This is a genomic window from Arthrobacter sp. P1_B11 (assembly GCF_056406715.1).
Genome location: NZ_JBFTZQ010000012.1, coordinates 90,244 through 110,110, shown reverse-complemented (window position 1 = coordinate 110,110; position 19,867 = coordinate 90,244). Strand labels below are relative to the sequence as shown.

Annotated in this window: 16 protein-coding genes; 10 read left to right on the top strand and 6 right to left on the bottom strand. The window is 66.8% G+C overall.

Going from position 1 to position 19,867, the window contains the following annotated elements:
• Window positions 1-205: 205 nt before the first annotated feature.
• Window positions 206-3,016 (bottom strand): phosphoenolpyruvate carboxylase, encoded by a 2,811-nt coding sequence (ppc, locus tag AC1D14_RS12210; protein WP_230118760.1) that lies wholly within the window; start codon window positions 3,014-3,016, stop codon window positions 206-208.
• Window positions 3,017-3,237: 221 nt separating this feature from the next.
• On the opposite strand from ppc, the gene AC1D14_RS12205 reads away from it, so the two are divergent.
• Entirely contained in the window at window positions 3,238-4,056 is an 819-nt protein-coding gene (locus AC1D14_RS12205) for a DUF1684 domain-containing protein (protein WP_230120514.1), read from the top strand.
• Between the two features lie 3 nt (window positions 4,057-4,059).
• Here the strand turns inward: AC1D14_RS12205 and AC1D14_RS12200 are convergent, their stop codons facing one another.
• Together AC1D14_RS12200 and AC1D14_RS12195 are read right to left on the bottom strand one after the other, a co-directional pair.
• Window positions 4,060-5,259: an acyl-CoA dehydrogenase family protein gene (locus AC1D14_RS12200; RefSeq protein WP_230120512.1), complete on the bottom strand. Its 1,200-nt coding sequence runs from the start codon at window positions 5,257-5,259 to the stop codon at window positions 4,060-4,062.
• Window positions 5,256-6,065: an SDR family NAD(P)-dependent oxidoreductase gene (locus AC1D14_RS12195; RefSeq protein WP_230120510.1), complete on the bottom strand. Its 810-nt coding sequence runs from the start codon at window positions 6,063-6,065 to the stop codon at window positions 5,256-5,258. The genes AC1D14_RS12200 and AC1D14_RS12195 overlap by 4 nt, the downstream gene beginning before the upstream one ends.
• 109 nt (window positions 6,066-6,174) lie before the next feature.
• Between AC1D14_RS12195 and AC1D14_RS12190 the strand changes: the two genes are divergently transcribed.
• The 4 genes from AC1D14_RS12190 (at window position 6,175) to AC1D14_RS12175 (ending at window position 11,452) form a co-directional block, all read left to right on the top strand.
• Complete coding sequence (locus tag AC1D14_RS12190; RefSeq protein WP_230120503.1) at window positions 6,175-7,437, top strand: glycoside hydrolase family 76 protein; 1,263 nt, start codon at window positions 6,175-6,177, stop codon at window positions 7,435-7,437.
• 205 nt (window positions 7,438-7,642) lie between these two features.
• The gene (locus AC1D14_RS12185) at window positions 7,643-8,689 is read left to right on the top strand and encodes an iron ABC transporter substrate-binding protein (protein ID WP_230120501.1); all 1,047 of its coding nucleotides are present in this window, start codon (window positions 7,643-7,645) and stop codon (window positions 8,687-8,689) included.
• A gap of 4 nt (window positions 8,690-8,693) precedes the next feature.
• Window positions 8,694-10,286, top strand: a complete 1,593-nt coding sequence (locus AC1D14_RS12180; protein ID WP_230120500.1) for an ABC transporter permease — start codon at window positions 8,694-8,696, stop codon at window positions 10,284-10,286.
• The gene (locus AC1D14_RS12175; RefSeq protein WP_230120498.1) at window positions 10,283-11,452 is read left to right on the top strand and encodes an ABC transporter ATP-binding protein; all 1,170 of its coding nucleotides are present in this window, start codon (window positions 10,283-10,285) and stop codon (window positions 11,450-11,452) included. Before AC1D14_RS12180 ends, AC1D14_RS12175 begins: the two co-directional genes overlap by 4 nt.
• Before the next feature lie 112 nt (window positions 11,453-11,564).
• Here AC1D14_RS12175 and AC1D14_RS12170 read toward each other — a convergent pair whose 3' ends face one another.
• Both AC1D14_RS12170 and AC1D14_RS12165 read right to left on the bottom strand, forming a co-directional pair.
• Window positions 11,565-13,193, bottom strand: coding sequence for a glycoside hydrolase family 32 protein (locus tag AC1D14_RS12170; protein WP_230120496.1), 1,629 nt, complete (start codon window positions 13,191-13,193; stop codon window positions 11,565-11,567).
• A gap of 89 nt (window positions 13,194-13,282) precedes the next feature.
• Window positions 13,283-13,891, bottom strand: a complete 609-nt coding sequence (locus AC1D14_RS12165; protein ID WP_230120494.1) for a YdeI/OmpD-associated family protein — start codon at window positions 13,889-13,891, stop codon at window positions 13,283-13,285.
• Window positions 13,892-13,974: 83 nt separating this feature from the next.
• On the opposite strand from AC1D14_RS12165, the gene AC1D14_RS12160 reads away from it, so the two are divergent.
• The 5 genes from AC1D14_RS12160 to tgt all read left to right on the top strand — a co-directional run bounded on the left by AC1D14_RS12160 (window position 13,975) and on the right by tgt (window position 18,732).
• Window positions 13,975-14,721: a VOC family protein gene (locus AC1D14_RS12160; protein WP_230120492.1), complete on the top strand. Its 747-nt coding sequence runs from the start codon at window positions 13,975-13,977 to the stop codon at window positions 14,719-14,721.
• Window positions 14,722-14,849: 128 nt separating this feature from the next.
• Entirely contained in the window at window positions 14,850-15,389 is a 540-nt protein-coding gene (locus AC1D14_RS12155; RefSeq protein WP_230120490.1) for an NUDIX hydrolase family protein, read from the top strand.
• An 87-nt stretch (window positions 15,390-15,476) separates the two neighbouring features.
• Entirely contained in the window at window positions 15,477-16,595 is a 1,119-nt protein-coding gene (locus AC1D14_RS12150; protein WP_230120488.1) for a DUF6707 family protein, read from the top strand.
• A gap of 82 nt (window positions 16,596-16,677) precedes the next feature.
• On the top strand, window positions 16,678-17,403 hold the full coding sequence (locus AC1D14_RS12145; RefSeq protein WP_230120487.1) for an SRPBCC family protein: 726 nt from the start codon (window positions 16,678-16,680) through the stop codon (window positions 17,401-17,403).
• Between the two features lie 33 nt (window positions 17,404-17,436).
• Window positions 17,437-18,732 carry a tRNA guanosine(34) transglycosylase Tgt gene (gene tgt, locus AC1D14_RS12140; RefSeq protein ID WP_230120485.1) on the top strand — a complete coding sequence of 432 codons (1,296 nt, stop codon included), beginning with the start codon at window positions 17,437-17,439 and terminating at the stop codon, window positions 18,730-18,732.
• Window positions 18,733-18,931: 199 nt separating this feature from the next.
• Here tgt and AC1D14_RS12135 read toward each other — a convergent pair whose 3' ends face one another.
• A complete protein-coding gene (locus AC1D14_RS12135; RefSeq protein WP_230120483.1) occupies window positions 18,932-19,642 on the bottom strand; it encodes a queuosine precursor transporter in 711 nt (236 codons plus the stop codon).
• Between the last annotated feature and the right edge of the window lie 225 nt (window positions 19,643-19,867).

Genomic DNA, 19,867 nt, shown 5'->3' with positions numbered 1-19,867 from the left:
CGCTCTCTCACCTACCGCACCAAAAACCCAAACGCTCTCTCACCTACCGCACCAAAAACCCAAACGCTCTCTCACCGGGTGAGAGAGCGTTTGGGAAAAGACGGCAGGAAGTGAGAGAGCGTTTGGGAAAAGACGGCAGGAAGTGAGAGAGCGTTGGGAAAAGACAGCAGGAAGTGAGAGAGCGTCGGTGGTTGAACGCCCGGCGCTACCCCGTGTTGCGCAGGCCGGCCGCGACTCCGTTGACGGTGATGAGCATGGCCCGCTGGAGGCGCTCGTCGATCTCGGCACCGGAAATGCTGGTCCCTTCGGCCCTCACACGGCGCAGTAGTTCCACCTGGAGGTAGCTAATGGGGTCGAGGTACTGGTCGCGGATTTCCAGTGACCGCTTGAGCGTGGGCTGGGCGTCCAGGAGCACGTTCTCGCCGGTGAGGTTCTGGATTTCCGTGACCGTGAGTTCGTACTCCTCGCGGATGGCGCGGAACAGGTGGTGCAGTTCCGGGGGAACCAGGGTGTCCACGTAGTAGCCGGCAATGTCCATGTCCGTCTTGGCAAGCGTCATCTCCACGTTGGAGAGCACCGAGCGGAAGAAGTGCCAGCCTTCCATCATCTCCACGAGCTGGCCTGAGTTGCCGGCCTCGCGGGCAGCCTTCAGGCCGGAGCCCACGCCGAACCAGCCGGGCACGATCTGCCGGGACTGGGTCCAGCCGAACACCCACGGGATGGCCCGCAGGCCGCCGAGGCCGGCGCCCGAGTCGGGGCGCTTGGACGGGCGGGAACCGATGTTGAGTGAGCCGAGCTGCTCCACGGGCGTGGAGGCCATGAAGTACGCCGGCAGGTCGGGGTGATCGATCAGGCTGCGGTAACGGGCAAAGGCGGCGTCGGAGATGGTCTCCATGACGTGCCCGAAGCGCTCACGCTGGTCATCGGACGTCCGCGGGGTGCGGTGCAGCGCGGAACCCTGCATGACGGCGGCCAGCGACAGCTCCAGGTTCTCGCGGGCCAGTTCCGGCAGCGAGTACTTGTCCGAGATGACTTCGCCCTGTTCGGTGAACTTGATTTCACCCTCGAGCACGCCGTTGGGCTGGGCCATGATTGCGTCGTACGTGGGCCCGCCGCCGCGGCCGACGGATCCGCCGCGGCCGTGGAAGAGGCGGACGCGGACGCCGTGCTTGGCAGCGATGTCGCGGAGCTTGCGCTGGGTCTTGTGGATCTCCCACTGGCTGGTCATCACACCGGACTCCTTGTTGGAGTCCGAGTAGCCCAGCATGACTTCCTGGACATCGCCGCGCAGGCGGACAAGTTCGCGGTAGGAGGGATCGGACAGCAGCTGGTCCACGATCTCCGCGGAGGCCCGCAGTTCCTCCACGGTTTCGAGCAGCGGGGCGAAGCCGATCTTTGCGTACGGGGCGTCGCCGAAGAGGCTGACCAGCCCGGCCTCACGTGCCAGGACGGCAGCGGCAAGGACGTCGTCCGCGCCGCGGGTCATGGAGATGATGTACGTCTCGATGACATCGGGGCCGTAGGTGCGCAGGGCGCGCCGGATCTCGCGGAAGACGTCGTACGTGCCGTCAGCAACGCCGTCGAGCTTAATCGGGTGGCCGGACAGCGGACGGCGGGACGCCAGTTCCGCGCTCAGCACCTCAAGACGCTCGCCGCGCGTCAGTTCGGCGTACCGGATGCCAGGGCCGCCCAGGCGGTCCATGAGCTGCCCGACGGCGTCATGGTGGTGGTCGGCGTGCTCGCGGATGTCCAGGGTGGCCAGGTGCAGGCCGAAGGAGGCGATGGCGCGCCGGACGCGGGCCAGGGCACCATCCGCGACGAGCGACGCCGAGTGGTTCCGCAGCGAGAGTTCCAGCAGCTCCAGCTCGGAGATGAGCTCCTCGGTGGAGGTGTAGTCGCGGCCGGACTGGTGCGCCGATCCTGCCGACACCCGCTTGCCCGTGTTAATGAGCTTGGCCTTAATGCAGGTCAGCTTGAGCCGGTAGGGCTCCTGGGCGTTGAGCTCGAGGATGCGCCGGTCCAGGCCGGGCAGCTTCGCGAGGTCCGCGTCGATCGAATCGAGCAGCGCCTGGTCCGCGCCGGCCAGGGCCGTGGAGTTGGACAGGATCGAGATGAGCTCGTCAAGCATGGCAATGCTGATCCGGACGGCGTTCTGGTTCTGCAGCTGGAGGATGTCGTGGGTCACGGCCGCGGTGACATTGGGGTTGCCGTCGCGGTCGCCGCCGATCCACGAACCGAACCTGATCGGGGCGTTCTGGGCAGGCAGGGTGACGCCGTGCTCGCCGAGGAGTGCGGACAGATCCGTGAGCATCTCGGGCAGGGCGTCGGTGAGGATGCTGTTGAGGTAGTAGATGGCGTTGCGGGCCTCGTCCACCGGGGTGGGCCGGACCTGGCGGAGCTCGTCCGTCTGCCACATCTGGTCGATCATCTCGGACAGCTGGCGGTCCTGCCGGCGGCGGGCAGTGGTGCCCTCCGCCGTGGGCTCGGCCAGCACATCGGAGAGCTTGCGGATCTTGTCCAGCACCGAACGGCGGGAGGCCTCGGTGGGGTGGGCAGTGAAGATGGGCCGCACGTCCAGTTCGTTGACCACTTCCTGCAGCACGGCCGGGCCGGCCTGGCCGGCGATGTCGGCGACGGCCTTGGCGAGCCAGCCGTCCTTCTCCTGCCGCGTGCGCAGGCCGCGGACCCGGTGGACCTGTTCAGCGGCGTTGGCCAGGTGGAAGTAAAAGGCAAAGGCGCGGACCAGGTCGGTCGCCTGCTCAAGCGGCAGGGAGGCGAGCAACTCGCGGACCTGGGCAACGACGTCGTGCGCGCTCCATGGACCGGTGGCATCCGCACCGCCACGGGCGGCCTCCTTGGATTCTTTGGTCAGCAGGCGCACCTGCTCCACGAGATCCAGGAGCTCGGGGCCGTGCTGGCGGACCAGCGATTCACCCAGCAGGGTGGAGACGCGGCGCACGTCCGCACGGAGTTCTGCGGCGAGATCTGTTTCGGAATTCATTGCAGTGTCAGCCATGGAAACTATCTTTCGAGGGTTCGGACTTGGCTCGTACACTGCGCTGGATACTGTGAGCCGGGTTACTTGTTCCTATGGAATGTTACCCGGAGCGTGCTGCAGCCGGGAATATGTCTCAGATGCCGTCGCGTCCTTGAAGTGGTCGGGGCGGGCGGGGTAAGGGCGGAATGACGTGCCTCCGCTTAAGGTTGTACAGGCAGCCACTCACCGTTGGAGGAACCATGAGCACCGCCCCAGATGCCCAGCTGGAACGCTGGCACCGCTTCCGGAACAGCCGCAACACCGCCCTCGCCTCCAGGCACGGCTGGCTCACGCTCACGTCGTTCCAGTGGCTGGAAAGCCAGCCCTCCGCCGTCGAACTCGCCCCGGGCCTGTGGTCAGCGGACGGCACGACGGCGACACTCACCGCAGTGGCGGCCGACGGGCTGACGTTCGTGGAGACCGGCGGGCCCGTCGACGGCACCGTCACCGCACGGCTCGCGGATGAGGAGTCGCTGATGTGGGTGCAGTTCGGTGGCGCGGACGGCACGCAGGTGGTGGTGGAACTGGCCATGCGTGCGGACAAATATGCCATCCGCACCCGGGATGCACAGTCGCCGGTTTTCACCGGGTTCGACGGCGTGCCGACCTTCGACTACCGCCCGGACCTGGTGGTCGAGGCCCGGTTCGAGGCGTTTCCCGAGCCGGAGGACGTTCCGATCGCCACGGCCAACCCGCTGGTGGACGGCGTGCACAGGAGTGTTGGCGAACTCGTCTTTCGGCTGCCCGGAAAGGACCACGAGTACCGGCTCCATGCAGAAGAGGAGAAGCTCGGCGCCCTGACCGTCACATTCCACGACGAGACCAACGGGGACACCACCGACGAGTGGCGCAAGGTGTCCACGGCCCGGCCCCGGCCTGACAGCTCGGTGATCCTTGATTTCAACCGCGCCATCAACTACCCCAGCGCCTTCACGCCCTACGGGACGTGCCCGATGCCGGTGAAGAACAACAGCCTCGACGTCCGGATCGAAGCGGGCGAAAAACAGCCCGACCCCTGAGCGTCAGGCGATCGCGGACACCCCTGTCAAGGCGCGGCCCACGATGAGCGTGTTGATCTCGTAGGAGCCCTCGTAGGTGTAGATCGCTTCGGCGTCGGCGAAGATCTTGGCCATCCGGTAGTCCGTGACGATCCCGTTGCCGCCAAGGACGGACCGCCCCATGGCCACCGTCTCGCGCATCCTGGCACTCGTGTAGGACTTGGCCAGGGCCACCTGTGCCATGTCCGCGGCACCCAGGTCCTGCAGCTGCGCGATCCGTACCATCATGCCCATGCTCGCCACGGCATTGCCCAGCATCGACACCAGCTGCTGCTGGATGAGCTGGAACTTCGCGAGCGGGCGCCCGAATTGCCGGCGTTCGACGGCGTACTGCCGGGCGACGTCGAACGCCGCCAGCTGCTGCCCTACCGCCTGCCATGCCACGCTGATCCGCGATCCGCGCAGCAGGGCGTTCGTATCCGCGAAGCTGTTGATGCCGGCAAAGCGGTCCGCCTCGAGAACACGGACGTCCTCGAACAGGATGTCGGCGTTCTGCACGGTCCGCAGTGCGATCTTGTTCTCGATCCTGCTCCGGCTCACACCGGGGAGGCCCGCGTCCACGATGAAGCCTCGGATTGCGCCGTCGGCCTCGTCGCGTGCCCAGACCAGCATGTAGTCACAGAACGTCCCGTTGCCGATCCAGCGTTTGGCGCCGTTAAGCACCCAGCAGTCGCCGCCGTGGTCCGCCCCTCCGACCACCCGGCGGGCCCTGGTCTCCATGCCGCCGGCGACGTCGGAGCCGTGCTCCGGCTCGGTCAGCGCGAACGCGCCGGTGGTGCGAAGGTTCGAAGCGTCGTCGAGAAGCCGGCTCCGCTGGTCCTCCGAGCCGAATTCGTAGAGCGATTCCACGAAGAGATCGTGGTGGACAAGGAAGAAAGTGGCGATTGAGGTGTCCACGCGGGTAATTTCAGCGATCACCAGCCCCGCGAACAGGTTGCTGTAGCCACGCTGGGCCGGGGTGCTGAGCTCCAGCGCGGCGAGCTTCGGCAGGAGGTGCGACGGAAATTCGGCCTTGTTCCACCACTCCGCCGCGTACGGGGCAATCTCGGCAGCGAGGAACTCCCGCAGCTCACTGAGCTTGCGCTGTTCCGGAGCGCTGAGCAGGGATTCGTAGTCGAAGAAGTCTGCCGTGGGCAGGGTTTCGAGGGCGGTCAGCGGCGTCATTTCGGGCCCATCCGGATGGCACCGTCGAGGCGGATGGTTTCGCCGTTCAGCATGGCGTTGTCAATGATGTGCGCGGCGAGGTTGGCGTACTCGGCGGGCCGGCCCAGCCGGGACGGATGCGGCACCTGCTTCCCGAGTGACTCCTGGGCCTCTGCCGGCAATCCGGCCATCATGGGCGTCTCAAAGATGCCTGGCGCAATGGTCACCACACGGATCAGCGATCGGGCCAGTTCCCGGGCCAGCGGCAGGGTCATGGCGGCCACGGCACCCTTCGATGCGGCATAGGCCGGCTGGCCGATCTGTCCGTCGAACGCGGCAACAGAGGCCGTGTTGATGATGACGCCGCGCTCTTCCCCGCCCAGCCCGGTGACCGCAGGCTCCGTGGCAGCCATCGCCGCGGCGGCCAGGCGCACCACATTGAAAGTGCCCACCAGGTTGATCTGGATGACGCGGTTGAAGGTCTCCAGCGGCAGGACGCCGTCGCGGCCCAGAACCTTGCCAGGGGTCGCGATACCGGCGCAGTTCACCACGATCCGCAGCGGACCCAGCGCCACGGCGGCGTCGACGGCGGCCTGCACCTGGGCCTCGTCGGTTACGTCGGTGGGGGCGAAGACGACAGTGTTCCCGCCGCCTGCGGCGCCCGCAGCGCGGCTGGCGTTCAGCTCACCGGCGTAAGACGCGCCGGCAGAGGAGCCGAGGTCCGCGAGCACCACTGATGCGCCGGCGTCGAACAGCCGACGGGCCGTGGCAGCGCCGAGTCCGGACGCCCCGCCCGTGATTAGCGCGACAGAACCCTTGATGTCCATACATCCTCCTTGATGCGGAAACCGGCGACCGGCGGCGAACATTAGTTAGTGAATGTTAACTGAAAGCAACCCCGGGCGCACCTTTCGCAGCATTCGCTAGGCTGGCGGGATGACCCAGTTCGACGCTTCCGCCGCCCCTGAGGACCGGCCCAGTCCCGGGAAGTCCGGCACGCCAACAGACTGGGCCGGCCGCGCCAATGAGGCCGCGCGGTCGGTCACCCACATATTCGGCCAGAGGCTGTTCTTCCTGCCCGGAACCCACATCGCCGCCATCACCCGCCCCTCGGGGCGCCTTCGGAACCTCGTCCGGCCGTGGCATTACTGGTGGCAGGCGCATTACGTGGACTGCCTTGTGGACACCGGCCGCCGCGAACTCGGCACCGCCGGCCAGCCTCCGGCCCGGTTCGACGGCGAACACCGCCCCGGCGCCGGCCAGCTCGCGTCCCGCCTGGTGACCGGCATCCGCCTGCGGAACTTCCTGACGTTCGTCAACAGCTATTACGACGACATGGCCTGGCTGGCCCTGTCCACCCTCCGGCTGGAGAAGCTGGCCGAGGAGAGCCGCAGGCCAACCCGCCGCCGCGACGCCCGGATCCGCAAGAGCCTGACGCTCCAGTTCGACTCGGCCTCCACCGACGACCTTGGCGGCGGCACGTTCTGGAGCAAGAAGCGGGACTTCAAGAACACCCCGGCCACGGCACCGGTGGCGCTCTACTATGCACGCACCGGCAACCCGGCCAGGGCCCAGGCGCTGCTGGACTGGCTCGACGCCAGGCTCTTCGATTCCGTACGCGGCCTCTACCTGGACGGCCTCCGGATCAGCAGGACCGGCGAGACAGTCCTTGAGAGTGCCATCTACACGTACAACCAGGGGCCCGTCCTCGGCGCCCTGCTGGAGCTCGGCGGCGCCAAAAACCTGGAGCGCGCCGCCGTGGTGGTGGATGCGGTGGCTCGCCATCTCACGGCGGAAGGGCCGCCGGGCACCGACGGCACCGGCGGCGCCAGTGCCGTCCTCCGCTGCGACGGAACGGGCGACGGCGGGCTGTTCACCGGGATCCTGACGCGCTACCTTGCGCTCGCCGCACGTGACGGACGGCTGCCGGAGGGCACCCGGGCCACCGCCGCCCGGCTGGTCACGGACACCGCCGAAGCCTTCTGGAACGGCCGCAGGACCGTATCCCCCGCCGAGCCGCTCGCATGGCACGGCGGGGAGGGGCGCCTGCTTTTCTCCTCGGAGCCGCGTCGGCGGGCCAGTGACACGTATCCGCCGGGGGCCGCCGTCGAACTTTCCACCCAGCTCCAGGCCTGGATGATCCTCGAAGCCGCGGCGGCAGTAGCCGCCGGCAAGCAATCCGGCACGGCCGCCCAGTAGGCCCGCCGAGCAGCCCCACCCAGCAACGAGACCGAGAATTACGTCACGCAACAGTTACGTAATTGATGTGATCCTTATCACTTTCAAGGCTTGCGGCTTGGTAGCTTAGGTATGGCTAACCTACAGTTTTTCGAGTGAGCTTCACCTAACTTCCCCAGCTCACAAGGACTGCGGTCCGACCAGACTTATGCAGAAAGAAGCCCCGATGAAGATCCGCAACAACGCGCTGGCCGGCATCGCAATCGCCGCCACAGCAGCCCTCGGCCTGTCGGCCTGCGGCTCCAGCGCCTCCCCGTCCGGCACGTCCTCCGCGGCAGGTACCAACGGCGAGATCACGGTCTACAACGCCCAGCACGAAAGCCTCACCCAGGAGTGGGTGGACGAGTTCACCAAGGAAACCGGCATCAAGGTGACCCTCCGTCAGGGTGACGACACGGAGATGTCCAACCAGATCGTCCAGGAGGGCCAGGCCTCCCCGGCGGATATCTTCCTCACCGAGAACTCCCCCGCGATGGCGCAGGTGGAGAACGCCGGCCTGTTCGCTGACGTGGACAAGGACACCGTCGCCCAGGTCCCCGAAGCGTTCCGTCCGAGCACCAACAAGTGGACGGGCATCGCTGCCCGCTCCACCGTCCTTGTGTACGACAAGACAAAGCTGACCGAGGACAAGCTGCCGAAGTCCATGCTGGATCTGGCCAAGCCGGAGTGGAAGGGCAAGTGGGCCGCTTCACCGTCCGGCGCCGACTTCCAGGCCATCGTTGCCGCCCTCGTCGAACTCAAGGGCGAGGCCGCGGCCGACGAGTGGCTCAAGGCCATGAAGGACAATGCCAAGGTCTACAAGGGCAACAGCACCGCCATGAAGGCCGTCAACGCCGGCGAGGTGGAATCCGCGCTGATCTACCACTACTACTACTACGGCGACCAGGCCAAGACGGCTGAGAACTCGAAGAACGTCTCGCCGTACTACTTCAAGAACCAGGACCCGGGCGCTTTCCTCTCGATCTCGGGCGGCGGCGTGCTGAAATCCTCGAAGAACGCCGACAAGGCCCAGGCCTTTCTGAAGTTCATCACTGGCAAGAAGGGCCAGGAGATCCTGCAGAAGGGCACGTCCTTCGAGTACGCCATCGCCTCGGACGTCCCGGCCAACGAGAAGCTGGTCCCGATCAAGGATCTTCAGGCCCCCACCGTGGACCCGGCCAAGCTTAACTCCCAGAAGGTCACCGATCTGATGACCAAGGCAGGACTGCTGTAATTCTGTGATCACCGATCCATCGGCRCCGGCTACGTCCGGAAGCACGACGACGGCGGGCCGGGGCAAGCGCCCCCGCCCGCCTTTCGGCGTATCCGCCGTCGTTGTCCTCGCAGTGCTGATCGCACTGTTTTCCCTTGTCCCGCTGGGCTATGTCGCCTTCATGACGGCAGCCACCGGCTGGGACACGGCAGCAGCGCTGATCTTCCGGCCGCGGGTCGGCGAGCTGTTGCTGAACACCGTGCTGCTGATCTCTATCACCGTGCCGCTGTGCCTGGTCCTGGGCGTGGGCGGCGCCTGGCTCGTGGAACGGACCAAGCTGCGCGGCCACAAAATCTGGGCTGTGCTCCTCGCGGCTCCGCTGGCCATTCCCGCGTTCGTGAACAGCTATGCGTGGGTGTCTGCCGTGCCGTCGCTCGAGGGCCTGTCCTCAGGCGTGCTGATCGCCACGCTGTCCTACTTCCCGCTCGTGTACATTCCGGCCGCAGCGACCCTCAGCCGGCTCGACCCCGCGGTGGAACAGTCCGCGGCGTCGCTGGGGCTCGGCGCCTGGCGGGCCTTCTTCCGGGTGGTCCTGCCGCAGCTGCGGATCGCCATGACCGGCGGCGCCCTCCTGGTCTCGCTGCACCTGCTCGCCGAATACGGCGCCTTCGCCATGATCCGGTTCGACACCTTCACGACGGCGATCATGGTGCAGTACAGGTCAACGTTCAACGGCACTGCCGGAAACATGCTCGCCAGTGTGCTCGTATTCTTCTGCCTGATCCTGCTGCTCCTTGAAGTCCGCAGCCGCGGCAATGCGCGGTACGCGCGGGTGGGCTCGGGCGCCCAGGCCAGGGCGCTGCGGCTCCCCCTGCGCACCTACCAGCTGCCCGCACAGCTGGCCCTCCTGGCGCTGACAGCCCTCGCGTTCGGGCTGCCGCTGCTGTTCGTGCTGCGCTGGATCGTCGCCGGGGGCGCCGACATCTGGACGGCCGGCGAGTTCATGCCGGCCCTTCTCCAGACGCTCGGCTATGGGCTGGCCGGCGCCGTGGCAACCACCGCCGTCGCGTTCCCCATGGCCTACCTGGCCGTGCGCCACGCCGGCTGGTTCAGCAAGGCCCTGGAACTGTCCAACTACGTGACGAGCTCCATGCCGGGAATCGTGGTGGGCCTGGCCTTCGTCACCGTCAGCATCCGGCTGATCCCCGATCTTTACCAGACGGCGGGCGTGCTGATTGCCGCGTATGTCCTACTGTTCCTGCCGCGCGCCCTGGTCAACATCCGCGCCGGGCTGGCTCAGGCACCCAAAGAGCTGGACGAGGCCGCACAGGCCCTCGGCAGCCCGCCGCTACTGTCCTTCCTCCGCGTGACTCTGCGCCTGACCGCACCGGCGGCCGCCGGCGGTGCGGCACTCGTCTTCCTGGCAATCGCCAACGAGCTGACCGCCACGCTCCTCCTCTCCCCCAACGGCACGCGTACGCTCGCCACGGAGTTCTGGAGCAAGAGCAGCGAAATCGACTACGCCGGCGCCGCGCCCTACGCCCTGCTGATGATCGTGATCTCGGCGCCCATGACCTATTTGCTCTTCCAGCAGTCCAAGAAAGTAGCGGGACAGTGACCGAACAATCGCCCTCCAGGCTTCCGGAACCCCGGATCTCGCCGTCAGTGGCGCCGAGCACCAACAGCCACCTGGTGATAGACGGCGTCACCAAGAACTTCGGCCCCCAGGCTGTGCTCAAGGGCGTCAACCTGTCCGTGGCCAAGGGCGGCACCACCGCCATCGTGGGACCCTCCGGATCCGGCAAGACCACGCTGCTCCGCCTGATCGCCGGCTTTGAGCATCCCGGCACCGGCACCATTTCACTGAACGGCACTCCGGTTGCGGGCGACGGCGTGTGGAAGCCCGCGCACAAGCGCCACGTCGGGTATGTGGCCCAGGACGGCGCCCTGTTCCCGCACTTGACCGTGGGCCAGAACATCGCCTTCGGGCTCAGCGCCTCAAAGCTCGACGGCGGGCGGCGCGCCGTGACCGCGCGGGTCAACGAACTGCTGGAGATGGTCTCACTGGACACGGGCATGGCCAAGCGCCGGCCGCACCAGCTCTCCGGGGGCCAGCAGCAACGGGTTGCCCTAGCACGGGCGCTGGCCCGCGAGCCTGAGCTCATGCTGCTGGACGAGCCTTTTTCCGCCCTGGATGCCGGTCTCCGGGTGGCCACACGCCGTGCGGTGGCCAAGGTGCTCAACGAGGCCGGCGTGACCACCATCCTGGTGACGCACGACCAGGCGGAGGCCCTGTCCTTCGCCGACCAGGTGGCCGTGATGCGCGGCGGCAAGCTGGCGCAGATCGGCAACCCGTTCGTCGTCTACACCCGCCCGGCGGACCGTGCCACCGCCGAATTCCTGGGCGACGCCGTCATCCTCGATGCCTGGATGGAAGGCTCCCTGGCCACCTGCTCGCTGGGCGGCATTCCTGTCCGGCGCCCGCCGGCCCAGGGCCGGGTACAGCTCATGCTCCGGCCGGAGCAGATCCGCATCGCCGAGGACGGCCCCATCCGGGGCGTGGTGGTGGACACCGACTATTTCGGCCCCGAGACCACCGTGCGGCTCAAACTGGCCGTACCGCCGAAGCTCGCCGGCGCCATGCCGGACCACCGCTACCCCGGCGGCGGCGAAGTGATCACCATCCGGCACTGGAACGCGTCCATCGCCCAGCCCGGCACCGAGCTGTGCCTGCGCGTGGTGGGCGAAGCGGTGGCATTTCCGCTCGACGGCGCCGGCGACTGAACGTCCAGCCGCTGATTGGGCCTGCCGAAATCCCACCAACCCTTGGGCCTGCCCAGAGGGGCCCCTGGCCAGCGTGCCTGACCTAGCGCGCCTGAGCCTAGCGCGCCTGAGCCTAGCGCGCCGCGGCCAGCGGCGTGTACCTGAACGACTTCAGCAGCACGCTTCCGCCGAAAGTGGTGGTGCTGAGCGTGTGCTGGCCGGACCGGGGGAAGACCAGCGAGGTCAGGGTCTGCTCGCCGCCGTTGACGAAGACTTCCACTGACGAATAGTCCACAAAAAGAGTCAGCTCCACCGTTCCCCGGCCGGGAGCGGTCCCGTTGCGCGGCGGGCTGGCGGCAGTCCTGCGGTCCGTGAACACCGGTCCGAGCGCCTCCACACCGGGGACCACGGCAGCCCTGGACAGCGAGGCCTTGCCCTCCTCGAAGTTGTAGCCGACCGTAGCGAAATCCGCGGAGCCGCTCGTCAGCTTCAGGAGGGCTTCCGATCCGTCGTCGTCCGGCCTCCGTTCGAGGGTCACATCCAGCCGGTACGCGCCGCTCTTCGGAGCCGGCAGCTCGCCCGCGCCGTTCGGCGTGACCTGCCGTTCGCCCACAGTCTCCGGCGTACCTTCCAGGACGGACATGGACGCGGTGGGCGCCGAGACCAGCGAGGGGCGGCCGTGCACCGTCTTCAGGCGGATGTCGCGCACTATTGAATCGGCGCCGCCCTGCCAGTCAGTGGTGGGCAGCTTGCGCGCGTAGTCCCAGTTGTTCATCCAGCCGGTGGCGTGGCGGGAGGCCATCCGTTCGCCTGCCGGAAGGCGGGGATCATCCCAGGTGACGGCCGCGTAGAAGTCCGATCCGGCGTCGAGCCATTGATGTGTTTCGTCGGCCGCGGTGAACGCGGCCCCGTCCCACTTTCCGGTCCAGTAGGCCACGCCGGTGGTCCGGCCCTCTTCGGAGCCGTTGGCGCTGGCTGCCAGGACCCACGTGCGTTTGGCGGGATCACCGTCGAGATCCAGCTGGAACAGATCCGGGCACTCGAGCACGCCCAGCCCCTTGCGTTCGAAGCTTGAGGCGTACCGCCAGTCCTTGAGGTCCTTCGAGGTGTAGAAGCCGATTTTTTCGCCCTCGGCCAGGGCCATGACCCACTGTCGGTTGGCGTCGTCGCGGATGATTTTCGGGTCCCGCCAGTTCTGCTGCCCGGGGTTGTCCATGACGGGGTTGCGGTCATAGGCCTTGAAAGTAAAGCCCTTGTCCGTGGAGTAGAACAGTGACTGCCGCTGGACGCCCTTGTCCTGCTGGGTCAGCACGGCGATGACGGCGTCCTTGCCGAAGCCCGCCGTATTGTCGTGGTCCACCACGGCACTGCCCGTTTCGACGTCGCCCAGGCCGTTCTTGAACTTCTCGATGGCCACGCCCTCGTCCTTCCAGTGCACCAGGTCGGTGCTGGTGACGTGATACCACTCGGTGCCGTTTCCCTCCGGATGGTCGGCGTTGTAAAGGTAGTAGTAGTGCCACACCCCGTCCAGCAGGAACGGCCGCTGGGGATCGTTCATCCACTCCTTCGCGGGGGTCAGGTGGTAGCCGGGGCGGAACTGGGAGGCTCCCTCGGGCCGGCTGATGCCGGGGGGAGCGGGTGCGGGCTCCGTTCCTTTCTGCCCGTCCTGCCGGGCGCCGGAGGCGAGGTTGACGGCGGCAGCGACGGCCAGCAGGAGGACCAAAACGCCGGCCACCGCGATCCAGAAGGCACGGGGGCCCATCGTCCGTAGGGAAATCCTCTGCATGTCCGCCGATCGTGTTGGGTGGCAACAATTTTACCGCGGCGGGCCCTTTGCCTTCCCGGACCGGGTCATGCCCCGGTCTGCCCTGCCGGGCGCCTCTTTTGCGGGTACGGGGTCTCGCCGCGGGCCAGCATCTCCACGAAACCCGCGATTTTCCGTTCCCGGGTGGAGGCCTGCTTGACCGAATTGGTGCGGTAGATGAGGGCGTAGCGGTTCACCGAGGTGAGGACGTCGAAGGTCGCCTGCGCGTCGGGGACGGCAGCAATGGCGGCAGCAAGATCGTCCGGGACTTCCGCCGTCGCCTGCCCCGAATACGCCGCTTCCCAGCGGCCGTCCGCTTTGGCAGAGTCGACGGCGGCCCGGCCGGCGGCGGTCACTTTCCCGTCCCTTTCCAGCCTGGCAACATGGCCCACGTTCCGCTCGGACCAGGGGCTCTTCGGGCCGCGGCGCGTCATGCGCTGAAAGTAGCTGCCGCCGTCGCGCTTCCTGACCTGGCCGTCGATCCAGCCGTAGCACAGCGCCTCATCGAGGGCAGCGTCGTAGTCCAGTTCCGTGGCGGTGCCGCCCTTTTTGTGCAGGACGAGCCACACGCCGGGGCTGTGTGAATGGTTCAATTCCAGCCACTCGCGCCACGCGGCGGCATCCGGGACCAGCAGTTCCTCGAGTTCAACGCCCATGCGCCTATTCTGCCCCGTGCCGGACTATTCAAGTCGTGGCATTATGGCCATGACAGCACCGTGTCCGAATCCGAGGAGAGCCCATGTTGCGTGTCCGCCCCGTTCACTTCACATCCCGAATGGAACCGTGGGAGCGGCTCCTCACGGACCTGGGCCTGATCAAGACACTGGACGACGACTCCTGGCGGGAGTTCGACGCCGGTTCCGGCCGGATTGCGCTCCAGCACGCCCCGGCCGGTGCCGGGAACGACGGCACCACGTCGTTCGGCGTCGAGGTGGGCGATCTTGAGGAGTTCGCCCGGCGCACCAATCTGGCGGGGGCGGAGACTGGAAACACTCCGGCCGAGCTGGTCCCGCCGGATGTCGGCGACTCCTGCAGGATCACGGGCGAGGACGGCTTCACTTTCATGGCAGACAAAGCCGCCCACTTCGCACAATGTGCCGACGCCGATACGGGGTTGTCCGTCGTCGCAGTCTGGTTCACCGAAGACACCGCCTCGGCGGCCGACACGCTCAGGGGCATCGGTGCCCGGTTCCGTCCCGTCCCGGATGACGATGAAACCGCCGATTTCACCGCCAAGAACGGCGGGGTGCTGATGGTGCGCCCCGGTTCGGGCCCAGCGCGGTCCGGCTTCGGATTTGAGTATGACGGCGATCTGGATGCTTTGCGTGTCCGGCTCACCGCGGCGGGGCACGAGGTCAGCGTGACCGAGGAAGCCTTCGGGCGTTCGCTGCATGTTGCCAACCCGGACGTGGCCGGCGACGCCGCTGCCGCCGCGCATATGCCGCCCACGCTCTGGATCTCGAAGCGGGCTCCCCGCGGTTCGTAGCCCGGGGTTTAGGGCTGCGGCCGCCAAGGGCGAGATCTCGGTGTTTAGATCTGCGTAAGCGCCTCCGCTGAGAGCTGAGATCCCACGCGTCGGCGGCCGGACGGGTGGTGATGCGGTAGAACTTAACCATGAACGTGCGCACCCCCGACCCCAATCCCGGCTGGCTCTCCGACGAGGACCTCTTTGAGGCCCGCGGACGGCTCCCCATGGTCTATGTGGAGGCCGTGCCGGTGCGGCTCGATCCGCTCGGATTCGTGAACGAGGTGGGGACGCTCCTGCAGGCGGACGCGGACGGGACCATGGTCCGTTCGCTTGTTTCCGGCCGCGTGCTCTACCGCGAAACCATCCGCGCCGCACTTCTGCGCCACATGGAGAAGGACCTCGGCCCGCTCGCGTTCCCGCAGCTGCCCATCAGCCCGGTGCCGTTCACTGTGGCCGAATATTTTCCCGCGCCGTCACACACGGGCTTCACCGACGACCGGCAGCACGCCGTCTCGCTTGCCTACGTCATCCCCGTCACCGGCGAGTGCGAGCCGCGCCAGGATGCCCTGGAGCTCACCTGGATGACTCCCCAGGAAGTGCTCAGCGACGGCGTCCAGCTTGAGTTCAGCGGCGGCCGCGGAGCGCTTGTGCGGCAGGCCCTGGCGTACGCCGGCGTCGGCGGCTGACAGCGCCCGGAGGGTCCCGCCTCCCCGACTTCGCACTCCCTCCTTTGTAGACTGTTGGGCGGACCGCAAGAGAACTTAAGGACTCCGATGAACCACCAACCAGCTGCCCAGACCTACCGCGCACAGCAGGCTGGGTCTTTGCAGACGGGCGACCACCTTCTCCTGCCGGACGGCCAGCGGTCAGCCGAAGTCCACTCAGTGGAAATCGAAAACGATGACTTCGGCACGCCGGCCATCGTCCTCGCGACCCTCACCGGCGGCGGCATGCTGCGGATTGCCGCCGGCTCGTCGGTCCGGATCGCCGGCGCAGAATCCGCTTCCGGGGGACCGGCAGGGTCCGCGGTCGGCGGCGTCCAGGACGGCGGGGTCCAGGACGGCGGCGTCGAGGACGGCGGCGTCGAGGACGGCGGGGACACTGGAGTCCAGGACGCCGAGGTCCAGCCCGGTGCCGCCCAGGAGTCCGATGTCGTCACCCCGCTTCAGGTCGTTGAGCACCCCAACGGCGGGGCGGCTCCGTCGCCGGCGCCTCCCGCCGTCGTCGTACCTCCCCTGCCGGTCACGACGCCGGCGGTGATCGGGCCAAGCGCCGAAGACCTGGCACTTATCCCGGAACCCGCCGGGACGCCTGAATCGGTGGTGGAGGCCGTGGCAGAGGCGCATCCGGATTCCGTTGGAGTGCTGCTGCTGGCGGACAAGCTGGTCAAGGGCATCAACACGAAGTCCGGCAGCTGCCTCAAGGACCTCAGCGACCTCGCCCACGAGCTTTTCATCATGCTCAAGGACACGGACGGCGCACTCGCCGTTGCCGACCTCCTGAACGTGCTGCCCTTCGACGGCAACCCCGGCCGTTGGTCGTCGGTGGAAGCGTCGCTCTCACTGTCCACCTACATCTGCCGCCAGACCGGCCAGAAAGACCGCGCGGCCGTGTACGAGAAGCTGCTCCGCGCGCCGGACAACCAGGAAAATGACCCATTTAAGGCCAGGATGCAGGCCCGGGTGCGCCAGCGGTCACTGAACGAGCCGAACCTGTACGACAAAGAAATCTTCCGCTCCATGGACAATTCCAACCATGAGGCCGAGCGCGAATGGCGGCTGCTGCGCCTTGAGTCACTGCTGTTCCTGCGCGCGCACGGCGGGTCGCAGACCATCAGCGCCGGTGAGCTGGAGCGGCGGATCGCGAACGAGCTGGAGTCAGTCCGGGCGTAGGCCCATGACTGCCCGGCGCGGGCTTCGGATGATTCCCTGTTTCCTCTAGCCCCGGGCTGTACCGAAGTTGTAAATTCAGGCCATGACGAACAATCTGAGCGTTGTGATCAATTCTGATGCCCCGCAGGTTTGGACGATGCTGCGTGAACCGGCCAAAGTAGCCCAGTGGCATGGCTGGGAGGCCGAGGACCTCAGCGCGGAAATCAATGAGATCTACTTCAACAGCACCGTGGTTGAGGGCTCGGACCACACTTCGCTGACCGTCGACGGCGGTGACGTCTTCAGTCTCAAACCGGTGCCTACGGGAACCGAGGTCAGTGTCACGCGCGCGGCATTGGACCACAACTCCGAGTGGGCGGCCTGGGACGAAGACATCACCCAGGGCTGGCTGACGTTCCTCCAGCAGCTGCGGTTTGCCTTGGAGCGGCATCCCCACGGCACCCGCCGGACCTGCTTCTTTTCCGTTCCGGGCACCGGGGGCTCGGCGATCGAAAAACTGGGGCTGAAGGAAATCCCGGCCGCCGGGGAGAACTATTCGCTGACCCTGGGCACGGGCGAGGAAGTCTCTGGCCGGGTCTGGTACAAAACCAACCACCAGGTGGGCCTGACCGTGCACAGCTACGCCGAACACGGCGATGGCCTCCTGATTGTTGCCGACCAGCCCGTGATTCCGGAAGTCAGGCCCGACGGCGGCTCCCTCGTGATCCTCTCGACCTACGGTCTGGGGGCCCACAGCCTCGAAACCATCCGCAGCCTGTGGGACGACTGGCGGGCTGAGAACTACCCCACATCAGAGCCCATCCACTGAGGTTTAGCCGGGGCAAGCTGGCACACTGGAACCGTGCCAGCCAATCCTGAACCAGTGCCGCCAGCCCGCCAGTCGGAGTTCTCGTTCCGCGTGGGAAAGCGCCTCGCTGAGACCTGCAGCCCGTCCGCCGAACAGGTGTCCGCCAACGGTGGCGAATTCCTCGGCAGGACCGGCACCATCGCCACCCCGCACGGGGAGATCCAGACCCCGGCGTTCATCGCCGTCGGGACCAAAGCGACCGTGAAGTCGGTGCTGCCCGAGTCAATGGCCGAGCTCGGGGCGCAGGCACTCCTGGCCAACGCCTATCACCTGTACCTGCAGCCGGGGCCGGAAATCCTGGATGAGGCCGGCGGACTCGGCGCATTCATGAACTGGCCCGGCCCCACCTTCACCGATTCCGGAGGCTTCCAGGTGATGAGCCTGGGCTCCGGGTTCAAGAAGGTCATCGACATGAAGACGGCGCCCCCCATGGACCAGACTGTGTCCGACGATGCCGTGGCCGCCGGCAAGGAGCGCCTGGCCCACGTGGACAACGACGGCGTGTGGTTCAAGAGCCACCTCAACGGGGACCGGCACCGGTTCTCCCCCGAGATCTCCATGCAGGTCCAGCACCAGATAGGTGCGGACATCATGTTCGCCTTCGACGAGCTCACCACGCTGCAGAACTCGCGCGGCTATCAGGAGGAATCACTGGAGCGCACGCGGTTGTGGGCCCTCCGCTGCCTCGATGAGCACTTCCGGCTGACGTCGGAGCGCGCGGGGAAGCCGTACCAGGCCCTGTTCGGCGTGATCCAGGGCGCGCAGTACGAGGACCTCCGCCGGAAAGCCTGCCGGGACCTGGGTGCCATGCCGTTTGACGGCTACGGGATCGGCGGTGCCCTGGAGAAGGAGAACCTCGGCACGATTGTGCGCTGGTGCAACGAGGAGCTTCCGGAGAACAGGCCCCGGCACCTGCTCGGCATTTCCGAGCCGGACGACATCTTCACGGCCATCGAAAACGGCGCGGACACCTTCGACTGCGTCTCCCCCACCCGCGTCGCACGGAATTCCGCGTTCTACACCCCGGACGGGCGGTTCAACCTCTCCGGCGCCAAGTACAAGCGCGACTTCGGCCCGCTGCAGGACGGCTGCGACTGCTACGCCTGCCTGAACTACTCACGGGCGTACATCCACCATCTGTTCAAGGCCAAGGAGATGCTCTCCGCCACGCTCATCTCCATCCACAACGAGCGCTTCGTGGTGAAGATGGTGGACGACGCCCGGCTGGCCATCGAATCCGGCGACTTCTTCGGGTTCAAGGCCGAGACGCTGGGTCGGTACTACTCCTAGGTCTCCTGCGCCTCTCGGCCGCCTGCGCCGGCGGGCGCGCCGCCGTCGAAGTCGCCGGAAACGGGCGGGGTCGCCGGAAACGGGCGGGGTCGCCGCAGGCTCCCTGTGTGTCAGGCTGTTGTGTGACACACAGGGAGCTTGCGGCGAACTCGCACTTTACCGGCTACCTCGGTGCAGCAGTACGACGGCGGCCGGTCGGCTAAGCTGCCTGGCGCACCGCGCCGTAGCTCGGCTCGCGCTTCTTGATCCAGCCGATCACGAGGGCCGTCACCGGGACGAAGAGGAACTCCACGAGGGTCTTGTACAGGAAGCCCACCAGCACATAGTTCACAAACGTGCCGAAGTCCGTGATGCCGATGACGGATGCCGCAATGCTGCAGAAGATGAGCGTGTCAACGAACTCCCCGGCTACCGAACTGCCCATGATGCGTGCCCAGAGCGACTTCTCTCCCGTGCGGGCCTTCATCTTCACTAGGATCCAGGAATTGATGGTCTGGCCTGCAAAGAATGCCAGCAGCGAGGCCAGCACGATCTGCGGAACGGGACCCAGCGCGCCCTCGAGCGCGGCCTGCTTGGATGCGCCGAACTCGTCGTCAAAGCCGGGCAGCGCGATGATGATCCAGTAGCAGAGGGAGGCAAAAACGGACAACGCGAAGGTGGTGACAATGGCCTTGCGCGCCACCTTGAAGCCGTACACTTCGCTGATGACGTCGCCCAGGATGTAGGCCAGCGGAAACAGGAAGAAGCCGCCGTCCGTGACGATTGGCCCCAGGGCCACTCCCTTTGATGCCCCGATGTTGGACAGGATGAGCACCACGGCCATCAAGGCCATCATGATGCCGAAGTAGGGCGAGCCGATCGAGGCAAACCTCGGCGGTGCTGCGGCCGGGAGGGTCTTGGCGGAGGTCATGGGTGTTCCATTCGTAGTGGTTCGCTCGGCCGCCCCGGTCCTTCTGAAAGGACAACGCAGGTCCTTCTGAAAGGACAACGCAGGTCGGCCGGCTGTATTAGCACTGGAAGCCCGGGCATCAGCGCCGGGCCGCCTCCAATTGTCGCACCCGAGTATCGGGCAAAGCCCGTCTGAAGCATGGGGTTACGACGACGGCGGGCCGCCGGGCCCCTGGAACCCGAAGGT